This window comes from Thermodesulfovibrio sp., from assembly GCF_049969575.1.
GTDB lineage: Bacteria > Nitrospirota > Thermodesulfovibrionia > Thermodesulfovibrionales > Thermodesulfovibrionaceae > Thermodesulfovibrio > Thermodesulfovibrio obliviosus.
Window position 1 is genome coordinate 11,264 of the sequence record NZ_JBMFOO010000024.1, and the last position, 11,660, is coordinate 22,923.

Here is an 11,660-nt window from a genome sequence, read left to right on the forward strand (position 1 = left end):
TTTCTGACACTGAATTAAAAAAATCATTATTGAAAATCATTAAAGAACTGAGCTCAAAATAGTCAGGCTTCCTATACTTGTTTGTGCATATGGTATGATATATTTAAGTGAAAAATTTTTGTGGGGAGGCAGTAATGAAGGTAATTCTCAAAGAAGATGTTCATGGATTGGGTAAAGCAGGACAGATTATCAATGTAAAAGATGGATATGCAAGAAACTATCTTCTGCCAAGAGGACTTGCATTAATTGCTGATGAGAAAAACTTAAAAGCCCTTGAGTATCAAAAGAAAAAATTTGAAGAAGAAGCAAAGAAAAAGCGTCAGGATGCAGAATCAGTTGCAGAAAGACTCAGTGCTCTTGAACTTATAATTAAAGCAAGGGCTGGAGAAGACCAGAAACTTTTTGGTTCCATTACAGCAAAAGATGTAGCAGAAGCTTTACAGAATCAAGGTTTTTCCATTGACAAAAGACAGATCAACATCTTAGAGCCCATAAAAAGATTGGGAGAGCATGAAGTAGAGGTTAAACTCCATTCAAATGTCAGTGCAAAATTAAAGATTAATGTTGTAGGAGAATAATGGCTTATTTAAAGGAAATAGATGCTACTGCCCTCAGACTACCACCTCAGAGTCTTGAGGCTGAACAGGCTGTGCTGGGAGCAATAATTCTTGAAGGAGAATCAATAACTAAAGTAATTGAAATACTTTCACCAGAAGATTTCTACAGCGAAAGACACAGAAAAATTTATCAGGCAATGCTTGAACTTTTTGATAAAAATGAGCCAATTGACCTCATCACTCTTACAGAACATTTAAAGGACAAGGGTGAGCTTGAAGAGGCTGGTGGAGTTGGCTATTTAGGAAATCTTACCACAGTAGTTCCTACAGCAGCAAATATAAAATATCATGCCAGAGTTGTCAGACAAAAGGCTTTATTGAGGGCACTTATTCGTGCCTGCACAGAGATTGTTACAAAGGTTTATGAAGAGCCTGAGGATGCTGAGGAAATGATTGATTATGCTGAAAGATTAATCTTTGAAATTTCAGAAAAACGAACAAATACAAGCTTTTATCATATGAAAGATGTTGTGAAACATACTTTCAAGATAATAGAGAGCATGTATGAGAAAAAGGCAGTAATAACAGGTATTCCTTCAGGTTTCAAGGACCTTGACGAGTTAACCTCAGGTTTTCAGCCAGGGGATTTGATAATTATTGGTGGCAGACCAGGAATGGGAAAAACAGCTTTTTCATTGAACATTGCCCAGCATGTGGGAGTAGAACTTGGGCAGCCTGTCGCCTTTTTCAGCCTTGAGATGTCAAAAGAGCAGATTGCGATGAGACTTCTCAGTAGCATTGCAATGGTAAATTCCACAAGCTTGAGGAAAGGATTTATCAGTAAAAAAGACTGGGAAAGGATTACTGATGCTGCTGTAAGACTCAGTGAAGCTCCAATTTACATAGATGATTCTTCTCAGATGAGCGTTCTTGAGATAAGGGCAAAAGCAAGAAGGCTCAAAATGGAAAAAGGTAGCCTCGGATTGGTTATCATAGACTATCTTCAGCTTATGCGAAGTAGAAACTCATATGATGTAAGAGAGCAGGAAATAGCTGATATATCCCGTTCACTTAAAGCTATGGCAAAGGAGTTAAAAGTTCCTGTCATTGCACTCTCTCAGCTTAACCGTTCAGTGGAAAAAACTTCTGATAGAAGACCTACTCTGGCAAATTTAAGAGAATCAGGTGCAATTGAACAGGATGCAGATGTAATAATTTTCCTTTACAGGGATGAGGTATACAACAGGAAAAACACTGCCAACAAAGGGAAAGCTGAAATAATAGTAGCAAAGCAGAGAAATGGTCCTACTGACACTGTGTATCTTACTTTTCTGGATGATTATACAAGATTCCTTGATTATACAGACATGTACACAGGCACAGAAATACAAGAGGAAGTGTAAAATGCTCAGAAGAAAGCCAGCAGTTGCAGGGTATTTTTATCCATCAAATCCTAAAGAACTTTTATATGAAATGGAAGAATACATGCCCTCACAGGCAAAAGTAAATGCTCGTGGTGCCATATGTCCTCATGCAGGATATGTTTATTCAGGTCATGTAGCAGGTTCAGTATACTCAAGAATTTCTCCTCGGGAAACCTTTATTCTTCTTGGACCAAATCATACTGGTTATGGAGCAGAGATTTCTTTGATGACCGAGGGGCAATGGGATATTCCTCTTGGAAGTTTAAAAATAAATGAAGAACTTGCAAAAAAAATCATGGAAAAATCTTCTGCTACAGAAGACACTGAGGCTCATCTTTATGAACACTCTCTGGAAGTGCAGCTTCCTTTTATTTATAAACTCAATCCTCAGGCTCAGATTGTGCCGATAACATTAAAAATGCTTTCACTTAAAGACTGTCTCAGTTTAGCACAGGGCATTGCTAAAGCAGTGGAAGAACTCACTCTTAAAGATAAAGTTATTGTTATTGCAAGCACAGATATGAGCCATTATTTACCAGATGATCTTGCAAGAAAGGTTGATGCTCTGGTAATTGAAAAAATTAAAGCCTTTGATCCAGAGGGAGTTTACAACACTGTATTAGAGCATGGAATATCAATGTGTGGAGTAATTCCCACCACAGTAATGCTTCAGGCAACAAAACTTCTTGGTGCAAAGGAAGTTCAAATTATTAAATATGCAACCTCTGCTGAAGTTAGCAGAGACTATGATAAAGTTGTAGGATATCTCGGTGCAATTGTCATCTAAGCTGCCTCTGACAGGTGTGATACTTGCTGGTGGAAAATCTTCACGAATGAAAATTAATAAATGTTTACTCTCTTTTAATAACCGCAGGCTTATTGAAATTCTTCTCATAAACTTAAAAGAAATATTTGAAGATCTTTTCATCGTTACAAACTTTCCTGAAGCATATTTTTATACTGGAGTACCTCTCATTGGAGATATTTATCCTTTTAAAGGACCAATGGCAGGAATTCATGTTGCATTGAAAAACTCAAAATACGATGTCTTTGCCTTTGCCTGCGATATGCCTTTTGTTAAAAAAGAAATCATCTATTTTCTTGGTGGAAAACATATTTCTCAAAAAAACAACATAACTGTTGGCTGTTATAATGAAAAAATTTATCCTTTACCAGGGATTTATTCAAAAGAGATGCTGAATGAATTAGAAAATTTACTTAAAGAAGACAAGCTCAGCATGATTAGACTTATTAAAGATGTGCATGCTCAGACAGTTGATGTTGCAAATTTAGATGAAGAAGGGTTATCTTTTATTAATGTAAACACAGAAGAAGATTTAAAATTTCTTGAAAAAGGAGGCAAAAAATGTTTGGATTAGGAACACAGGAATTAATGCTTATTCTCATAATAGTGGTTATTCTTTTCGGAGCAACAAGACTACCACAGATTGGCAAAGGAATTGGAGAGGCTATAAGGAACTTTAAAAAAGCAACCTCTGAAAAGGACGAGATTGATGTAACTCCAAAAAAGGATGAAGAGAAAAAATAAATGTGAGACTTCTTGAAGCAGAGATAGATTTAAAAGCATTAATTCACAACTTTCATACAGTTAAAGCTATTGTCAAGCCAATTAATCCATCCTGCAGGATAATAGCAATTGTAAAAGCAGATGCCTATGGACATGGAGCAGTAGAGGTTACCCGTGCTCTTGAAAAAAGATGCTTTGCCTTTGGAGTGGCTTTTTTTGAAGAAGCTGCCATATTACGAGAAGCAGGAATAAAATCAAAAATTATTGTTCTCTTTGACAGAGAAGTGGAAGGTATATTTAAATACAATCTTACTCCAGTGGTCTTTGATTTTAAACAGGCTCAGCTGCTTTCAAAACAGGCTCACAAAAAAGCAGTTAATCTCTCTGTTCATGTTAAAGTTGAGACAGGTATGGGAAGACTTGGAATTTATAATGCACCATGCGAAACAATTAAAAAAATTGCTCAATTACCAAATATAAAAATTGAAGGTGTCATGAGTCATCTTTCAGAGGCAGAAAACAAAGAATGGACAACAGAACAGATAAGAAAATTTAAAGAGATTCAAAGATGCATTGTTAATCTTGGAATTAGCCCTGTTTTCCACATTGCAAACTCTCAAGGAATCAAATATCCTGAGGCTTTATTTGATGCAGTAAGGCCAGGACTCATGCTTTATGGATACGGTCAAAACTTTGAAAAAGAATTAAAACCATGCATGAAAGTTAAAACAAAAATTATTGACATAAGAAGGCTTCCGAAGGGTTCACCAATAAGTTATGGAAGAACTTTTATAACCAAAAAAAATAGCGTTATTGGAGTTATTCCAGTGGGATATGCTGATGGATATTTCAGAAAATTAACTAATAGAGCAAAGGTTATTGTCAGAGGGAAAAAAGTGCCAGTTGTGGGCACAGTTTGCATGGACCTTACAATGATAGACCTTACAGATATCCGAGAGGTAAAAGTGGATGATGAGGTGATTTTGCTCGGAGACTTAGGAAATGAAAAAATTACAGCTCAGGATATAGCAGAATGGGCAGAGACAATACCATATGAAGTGTTAACTTCCTTAGGAAGCCATGCAAAAAGAAAATATATTAGGGAGGAAGTATGTTAGCAGAGAGAACAAAAAAAATTAAACCTTCAGCAACTCTTGCTGTTGACAGCCGAGCCAAGGAATTAAAAGCAAAGGGAATGGATGTTATAAATTTTGGAGTTGGAGAGCCAGATTTTGACACACCTGAACATATTAAGGAAGCTGCAATAAAGGCAATCAAAGATGGTTTTACAAAGTATACTCCTGTTGGCGGGATTGATGAGCTTAAAGAGGCAATAATTGAAAAACTTGAGCGAGACAATGGATTAAAGTATGAAAAAGCAAACATTTTAGTGTCCTGTGGAGCAAAGCATTCTTTGTATAACATTGCTCAGGCATTATTTGGTCCAGGGGATGAAGTAATAATTCCAGCTCCATACTGGGTTTCTTATCCTGATCAGGTTCTTCTCAATGATGCAAAACCAGTGATTGTTGAAACAACTGAAGACAATGATTTTATGCTTTCTGTAGAGATTTTAAAAGAAAATATTACTTCCCGAACAAAGGCAATTATTCTTAACTCACCATCAAATCCTACTGGTTTCATTTACACAAAAAAAGCACTGGAAGAGATCGCAGAAATTGCTTTAAAACACAACCTTTACATTATTTCTGACGAGATATATGAAAAATTGATTTATGATGGCGGAAAACACATAAGTATTGCATCTTTAAGTGAAGAAGTTAAAAATAAAACCATCGTTGTAAATGGATTGAGTAAATCCCATGCAATGACTGGCTGGAGAATTGGATATGCAGCAGGACCAGAAGAGATTATAAAAACCATGACAAAAATACAGAGTCAGTCCACATCAAATCCAACCTCCATTGCCCAGAAAGCAGCAGTTGCAGCATTGAGAGGACCTCAGAATTGTGTGGCTGAGATGCGTCAGGAGTTTGAAAAAAGAAGAGACCATCTTGTGAAAGAGTTAAACAGCATTCCAGGCATTTCCTGCAAAATGCCAAAAGGTGCTTTTTATGCTTTTCCGAATATAGAAAAAATTCTTGGAAAAAACGGAATAAATTCATCAATGGATTTAAGCATCTATCTACTTGAAAAAGCCCTTGTAGCAGTTGTGCCAGGTTCTGCCTTTGGTGCTGAAGGATATATAAGAATATCCTATGCAACGAGCATGGAAAATCTGTCAAAAGGCATTAATAGAATACGCAAAGCATTGGAAGAACTTAGATGAAATGTGGATATGTTGCATTAATTGGAAGACCTAATGTTGGTAAATCAACACTTCTGAATACAGTTGTTGGAGAGAAAATTGCCATTGTCACGGAAAAGCCCCAGACAACAAGAAATAGAATTATTGGAATAAAAAATCTTGCCCATGCTCAGATTATCTTTGTTGACACACCAGGAATTCACAGACCAAGACATAAACTTGGTGAATTCATGGTTAAAGAAGCTCATCAGGCAATGGATATGGTTGACTTAATAGTTTTTATGGTAGACCCAGTGAACCCTTCTGAAACTGAATTTTCAATTATTGAAAAACTAAAAAAACTCAATAAGCCTGTTATTCTTGCAATTAACAAAATAGACACAATCTCAAAGCAGAGCCTTCTTCCATTAATAGATCTGTACAAAGATTTACATTCATTCAAAGAAATAATTCCAATTTCTGCCCTTAAAAACGATGGAGTTGAACGCCTGCTTGAAAGAATTATTTCTTATCTTCCAGACTCTGCGAAGCTTTATCCAGAGGATATGCTTACTGATCAGGCAGAAAGATTCATGGTTGGTGAGTTCATAAGAGAAAAAATCATGAAATACACTTATGATGAAATTCCTTACTCAGTGGCTGTTGAAATAGAAAAATGGGATGAGAAAGAAAAACTGATCCACATTGGAGCAAATATTTATGTTGAAAGAGAAGGTCAGAAAATTATTATAATAGGGAAAAAGGGTGAGAGGTTAAAAAAGATTGCACAAGAGGCAAGGCTTGATATTGAGAGATTTTTGGGAACAAAGGTTTTTCTTGAGGTCTGGGTAAAGGTTAGAAAAAAGTGGAGGCAAAGAGATATAATATTAAAATCACTGGGGTATTGAGATGTTAATTGAGATGAAAGTAGAAGGACTGCTTTTTGATCCAAGAAGTGGAATGTATATTCTGTTACTGCAGCAGATAGATGGGGATGAAACACTTCCAATATGGATTGGTAAACCTGAAGCAGACTCAATAGCACTTGCATTAGGGAAAGTTCTTACTCCAAGGCCTTTAACGCACGATTTGATAAAAAATATTCTTGATGAGCTTGAAGTTCGCATTACAAAGGTTGTGATAACTGATTTAATTGATAATACTTATTATGCTCTTATTTATGCTCATGACGGAGTAAGAGAAAGAGCAATTGACTCTCGTCCTTCTGATGCTGTTGCAATTGCTTTAAGGGTTCAAGCACCAATATTTGTTGAGGAAGGAATCTTTGAGTTGAGAAAAGCTGATGAGCTTGAAGAGTGGCTCAAAAATCTTAAACCAGAAGATTTTGGCAATATAATGTAGTGATTTATTCCACTGAAGGAATTGTCCTCAAAAATACAGACTACGCAGAAGCAGATCTAATCGTTGCCTATTTTAGTAAAGATTTTGGATTAATAAATCTTTTTGCAAAAAGCCCTCGCAAAATAAAAAGTCGCTGGGGAAGTTCTTTTGAACCTTTAACCTATGCAAGAATCTCTTTTATTGGAAAAGAAGACAAACTTCAGAAAATAATTCAATCAGACATAATACAGCCTTTTCAGAAAATCAGAGAAAATTACAAGCTCTTTTTAAAGCTGTCAGAGGTTTTAAGACTCTTTTTAGACATTCTTCCAAAAAGAGAGCCAAATCATGAACTTTTTTCTCTTTTTTTAGAAAGTCTTTTTTTTATGGAAAAGACTCAAAGCGCAGAAATTTACATAGTTTTTCTTAAAGTAAAAACATTAAAAATTCTCGGCTATCTTCCTGATTTCAGGCATTGTGGAGTCTGCGGTGTTTCTTTAGATGGAGAATCCTTTTATTCAGATGGTTTTGTAATCTGTAAAAAATGCTCCTCTAACCGACAATCTCATGTGCTGTCTCAGGGAGTTTTAAAGCTTCTCAATACAATCTCCCAATGGAAATTGTCATATCTTGAGAGAGTTAAAATTGCAGAAAAATTGATGAATGAGATGAAAGATTTTTTAAAAAATCATATTTCAAACACTATTAAGGTATAATAAAGTATGGTATACAGGCAAAAATACTACAATTTTATTGAAAAGCTCTCAAAAGAAATAATAAATTTTTACGGTGACAGACTTATTAGCATGGTTATTTTTGGGTCTGTTGCTTCTGATACTTTCAGACCTGATAGCGATATTGATATTTTAATCGTTGCAGAAAACTTACCAGAAGGAAGAGTAAAAAGAGTTGAAGAATTTATAAAAAACATAGAGAGTCACCTTGAGGAAGATATGATAAAACTTTCAAAAGAAGGGATTTATATAACGCTTTCCCCAGTTTTTAAAACTCCAGAAGAAGTGTATACTGGAAGTCCTCTATTTCTTGACATGACAGAAAATGTAAAAATCTTGTATGACAAAAATGATTTTTTCAAAAAATATCTGGAAACACTTAAAATAAAACTAAAAACTCTTGGTGCAAGGAAAATTTACACTAAAGGCGGATATTATTGGGAATTAAAGCCTGATTATAAATTTGGAGAAATAATTGAATTATGACAACTCATCAGCTCGCAAAAGAATATATGAAAAAAGCTATTTTACCCGGGCTGATGCATTAAAAGCCATAGAAGGTGCAAGAAAGGTAGTTGAAGTTGCTAAAAAAGTAATAAAACCTTAGGAGGTAGCAATGGCAGAGCAAAAACCAATGTGTATTATCTGTGCATGGAGGGCAACATGCCAGAAACAGTTTTCCCTTAAAGCAGGGCAAAAATGCCCGGATTTTGTAAAAGATGTTACAGTGAAAACTGAAGAAGACGAAGAAAAACAAAAGGAAAAAGAAGAAAAGGAATAAGTGGATATCGTAAAAACATTTTTACTTACATTTATACCTCTTTTTGTTGCAATTGATGCTCCTGGAATTTTACCTCTTTATATTTCTCTGGTTGAAGGTCTCCCGGATGCTCAAAGAAAACACATTGCAAGGCAGTCTGTAATTACAGCCTTTTTAGTGGCAACTTCTTTTCTTTTTCTTGGGAATTTTATATTTTCTCTGCTTGGAATAAAGCTTGAAGACTTCATGATTGCAGGTGGAATTCTTTTATTAATTCTTTCAATCTCAGATATTTTAAGAGTAAAGGAAAAGGAGCTTACAATAAGTGATACCCTCGGAGTTGTTCCGATTGGTACACCTCTGCTTGCTGGTCCTGCAACTCTTACCACTCTAATTATTCTGGCAGGAAACTATGGATATTCAGTGGTAATTTTTTCGCTTTTGCTGAATCTTTTAATAGCATGGATAATCCTTGAAAAGGCAGAGTTTGTAATAAAAATTATGGGAATTTACGGAATAAAAGCTTTTGCAAAAGTAATGGCACTTCTGTTGAGTGCTATTGCTGTAAGTCTTATTAAAAAGGGATTGACAAAAATCTTAGGGGCAAGCCTATGATTCATGTATACACAGGTGATGGAAAGGGTAAAACGACAGCAGCAGTAGGAGCTACCATAAGAGCAATTGGAAATGGTTTAAAAGTTTTTTTTGTCCAATTCATAAAAGGTGCTCACACTGGAGAGCTTGAGATATTTAAAAATTTTCCAGAACTTATTGAAGTTTACCGCTGTAGCACAGGATTTGTTTATGGAAAGCCAGAACCTTCTCAAATAAATGTTGTAATGAAATGTATCCAAGAGATTGAAATTCTTATTAAAAAACAACATTACGATTTGATAGTTTTTGATGAACTCACTGTGGGATTAAATACAGGTTTAGTCTCAAAAGAGCAGGCACAAAAGCTTATTGACCTTGCCAGAGATGCAGAGCTTATAATCACAGGAAGAGAAGCTCCAGAATGGCTTATTGAAAGAGCAGACCTTGTTACAGAGATGAAAAAAATCAAACACTACTTTGACATTGGGATAAAAGCAAGAAGAGGTATTGAATACTGATGAATCCAACATTGGTTATTTATCTTCTGAGACATGGGCAGACAGAGGGAGCAAAAAAAGTTTATAAAGGTCACATCGATGTTCCATTAAGCAAAGAAGGAGAAGTTCAGGTTGAAAAAGTTGCACATTTTTTAAAGGAGCATGTAAAAAAATACGAACTCAAACCAGAGATTGTTTATTCCTCACCTCTTAAAAGAGCTCTTACATCAGGAGAAATTTTAAGCAGAACTCTTTCATTAAAGTTAAAAGCTGAAGAGATTTTAAAAGAACGTAGCTTTGGGAAATGGGAAGGCTTAGGCATAAATGAAATAATATCCCTTTATCCTGAGGATTTTGAAAGATGGAGACAAAATCCTGTGCGATTTTCACCTCCAGAAGGGGAATCCACCTTAGAGGTAAGTAAAAGGGCAAAGGAAGCTTTAAAAAAGATTATAAAAACACATAAAAACAGCCAGATTTTTATCACAGCTCATGGAGGAATAAACAGAGTAATTTTGTGTAATCTTCTTGGAATGCCTCTTGAGAACATTTTCAGAATTGAGCAGGATTTTGCCTGCGTTAACATAATTGAATTTTACGAAAGTGAGCCTGTTATTAAACTCATAAATGGTGTTTTCTGGAAAAATGAATATTTTTGAAAGGCTTTATCTATTTTTTTATCTTCGCAAAAAAAGGAAAGAGTTAACCTACCAAAAAAAACTTCCCTTTCCTGTAATAAGTGTTGGAAATCTGACATTTGGCGGAACAGGAAAAACACCTTTTACAGTAGCCCTTGCAAAGGAAATAAAAAAGGCAGGCTATGAACCCATTATTCTTACTCGCGGATACAGGGGAAAACTTAAAGGTCCTACAGTTGTATCTAAAGATATGAATCCAGATGATGTGGGAGACGAACCTTTAATGATGGCTATGGATGGATTGAAAGTTGTAAAAAGCATTGATAGACACACTGGAGGCATTTATGCGATTGAAAAATTCGGTCTTAATGAGCAAGACAAAGTTGTTTTTATTCTTGATGATGGATTTCAACACTGGAGGCTTTACAGGGATTTGAATATTTTACTTATTGATGGAATCAGGATTTTTGGAAATGCTCGCTTGATTCCTTTTGGAGCTTTAAGATCTCCAATCAATGAAATCTCTGAGGCAGACATGATATTTATAACAAAAAAAGAAAATGAAAAACTTAAACAAGCTCTCACTGAAATTGGATTTAAGGAGATACATTTTGCACCATTAAAAATTGAAGGGATAAAAGACTCTGAAGGCAGAGACATCAAACCATACGGTAAAAAAGCTTTTGCCTTTGCAGGAATTGCTGATTTTCAGGGTTTTATAAACTGTCTTAAAGAGCTTAATTTAAAAATTATCGGGCAGAAAAAATTTATCGACCATAAAAAATATACTGAAAAAACACTTAAAAAAATTGAAAAACTCGCCAAAGACGCTGAACTTCTTATCACAACAAAAAAAGATTTTGTAAAAATAAAGGAAAAAGCAACGATACTAAAACAAAGGATTTGTTATCTTGAAATATCCTTGAAAATCAACGAAAAATCTGTTGCCAATGTAATTAATTTTTTATTAAAATTGAAATATAATAGAACAAAAAGTTTCAAGGCTTGATGCAACCCATTGAAAAGTTTATCAGAAAGGGGGTGGGGAGAAACTCTGGAGGAAGGGTGCCATGACTGCCAATATGGGCGCCATGGTGGTTATGGCTTTCCCAAGTGGCGCAACCGACCTCCTGTCAACGAAATGACATTTTTACTACCTGTGACAGGCAAGCTCTTAGCCTTGGTAAGCGTATGGGCTTGCAATTTCCTGTAAGAGGAGAAGTGGCATTGAATTTGCAGAAACAAAATGAAAAAACAAAAAAGGAGGTCAGGTTATGAAGAGTTTAAGAAACAGCAAAGGCTTTACATTGGTTGAACTTGCAATTGTATTGGTAATTAT

General features: G+C 35.3%; 18 protein-coding genes. All 18 read left to right on the forward strand.

Translation table 11 applies throughout. The annotated features are described in order from the left end of the window. The first annotated feature begins 134 nt into the window (after window positions 1-134). The gene (rplI, locus tag ACP5O9_RS06650) at window positions 135-578 is read left to right on the forward strand and encodes a 50S ribosomal protein L9 (RefSeq protein ID WP_424905325.1); all 444 of its coding nucleotides are present in this window, start codon (window positions 135-137) and stop codon (window positions 576-578) included. Next, entirely contained in the window at window positions 578-1,960 is a 1,383-nt protein-coding gene (gene dnaB / locus ACP5O9_RS06655; RefSeq protein ID WP_353685999.1) for a replicative DNA helicase, read from the forward strand. The genes rplI and dnaB overlap by 1 nt, the downstream gene beginning before the upstream one ends. A 1-nt stretch (window position 1,961) precedes the next feature. Continuing rightward, window positions 1,962-2,768 carry an AmmeMemoRadiSam system protein B gene (gene amrB, locus ACP5O9_RS06660; protein ID WP_353686000.1) on the forward strand — a complete coding sequence of 269 codons (807 nt, stop codon included), beginning with the start codon at window positions 1,962-1,964 and terminating at the stop codon, window positions 2,766-2,768. A gap of 16 nt (window positions 2,769-2,784) precedes the next feature. Then, the gene (gene mobA, locus ACP5O9_RS06665) at window positions 2,785-3,360 is read left to right on the forward strand and encodes a molybdenum cofactor guanylyltransferase (RefSeq protein ID WP_428723681.1); all 576 of its coding nucleotides are present in this window, start codon (window positions 2,785-2,787) and stop codon (window positions 3,358-3,360) included. Further along, the gene (locus ACP5O9_RS06670) at window positions 3,348-3,530 is read left to right on the forward strand and encodes a twin-arginine translocase TatA/TatE family subunit (RefSeq protein WP_353683977.1); all 183 of its coding nucleotides are present in this window, start codon (window positions 3,348-3,350) and stop codon (window positions 3,528-3,530) included. The genes mobA and ACP5O9_RS06670 overlap by 13 nt, the downstream gene beginning before the upstream one ends. Before the next feature lie 2 nt (window positions 3,531-3,532). Beyond that, entirely contained in the window at window positions 3,533-4,627 is a 1,095-nt protein-coding gene (gene alr / locus ACP5O9_RS06675) for an alanine racemase (protein WP_428723671.1), read from the forward strand. Beyond that, window positions 4,621-5,799, forward strand: coding sequence for a pyridoxal phosphate-dependent aminotransferase (locus ACP5O9_RS06680; RefSeq protein ID WP_353686003.1), 1,179 nt, complete (start codon window positions 4,621-4,623; stop codon window positions 5,797-5,799). The genes alr and ACP5O9_RS06680 overlap by 7 nt, the downstream gene beginning before the upstream one ends. After that, entirely contained in the window at window positions 5,796-6,665 is an 870-nt protein-coding gene (gene era, locus ACP5O9_RS06685; RefSeq protein WP_353686004.1) for a GTPase Era, read from the forward strand. The genes ACP5O9_RS06680 and era overlap by 4 nt, the downstream gene beginning before the upstream one ends. 1 nt (window position 6,666) lies before the next feature. Then, window positions 6,667-7,119, forward strand: coding sequence for a bifunctional nuclease family protein (locus tag ACP5O9_RS06690; RefSeq protein ID WP_424905321.1), 453 nt, complete (start codon window positions 6,667-6,669; stop codon window positions 7,117-7,119). After that, window positions 7,119-7,814 carry a DNA repair protein RecO gene (recO, locus tag ACP5O9_RS06695; RefSeq protein WP_353686006.1) on the forward strand — a complete coding sequence of 232 codons (696 nt, stop codon included), beginning with the start codon at window positions 7,119-7,121 and terminating at the stop codon, window positions 7,812-7,814. Before ACP5O9_RS06690 ends, recO begins: the two co-directional genes overlap by 1 nt. Before the next feature lie 6 nt (window positions 7,815-7,820). Continuing rightward, window positions 7,821-8,318 carry a nucleotidyltransferase domain-containing protein gene (locus ACP5O9_RS06700; protein ID WP_353686007.1) on the forward strand — a complete coding sequence of 166 codons (498 nt, stop codon included), beginning with the start codon at window positions 7,821-7,823 and terminating at the stop codon, window positions 8,316-8,318. Further along, window positions 8,308-8,439 carry a hypothetical protein gene (locus ACP5O9_RS06705; protein WP_353686008.1) on the forward strand — a complete coding sequence of 44 codons (132 nt, stop codon included), beginning with the start codon at window positions 8,308-8,310 and terminating at the stop codon, window positions 8,437-8,439. The genes ACP5O9_RS06700 and ACP5O9_RS06705 overlap by 11 nt, the downstream gene beginning before the upstream one ends. Window positions 8,440-8,448: 9 nt before the next feature. Continuing rightward, window positions 8,449-8,613: a hypothetical protein gene (locus tag ACP5O9_RS06710; RefSeq protein ID WP_353686009.1), complete on the forward strand. Its 165-nt coding sequence runs from the start codon at window positions 8,449-8,451 to the stop codon at window positions 8,611-8,613. Then, window positions 8,614-9,207 carry a MarC family protein gene (locus ACP5O9_RS06715; protein ID WP_353686010.1) on the forward strand — a complete coding sequence of 198 codons (594 nt, stop codon included), beginning with the start codon at window positions 8,614-8,616 and terminating at the stop codon, window positions 9,205-9,207. Then, a complete protein-coding gene (locus tag ACP5O9_RS06720) occupies window positions 9,204-9,704 on the forward strand; it encodes a cob(I)yrinic acid a,c-diamide adenosyltransferase (protein WP_428723672.1) in 501 nt (166 codons plus the stop codon). Before ACP5O9_RS06715 ends, ACP5O9_RS06720 begins: the two co-directional genes overlap by 4 nt. Beyond that, on the forward strand, window positions 9,704-10,342 hold the full coding sequence (locus tag ACP5O9_RS06725) for a histidine phosphatase family protein (protein ID WP_428723673.1): 639 nt from the start codon (window positions 9,704-9,706) through the stop codon (window positions 10,340-10,342). Before ACP5O9_RS06720 ends, ACP5O9_RS06725 begins: the two co-directional genes overlap by 1 nt. Then, window positions 10,311-11,330 carry a tetraacyldisaccharide 4'-kinase gene (gene lpxK / locus ACP5O9_RS06730; protein ID WP_428723674.1) on the forward strand — a complete coding sequence of 340 codons (1,020 nt, stop codon included), beginning with the start codon at window positions 10,311-10,313 and terminating at the stop codon, window positions 11,328-11,330. Before ACP5O9_RS06725 ends, lpxK begins: the two co-directional genes overlap by 32 nt. Before the next feature lie 265 nt (window positions 11,331-11,595). Further along, window positions 11,596-11,660: prepilin-type N-terminal cleavage/methylation domain-containing protein (locus ACP5O9_RS06735; protein WP_428723682.1), on the forward strand; the 65-nt coding region annotated here is incomplete at its 3' end.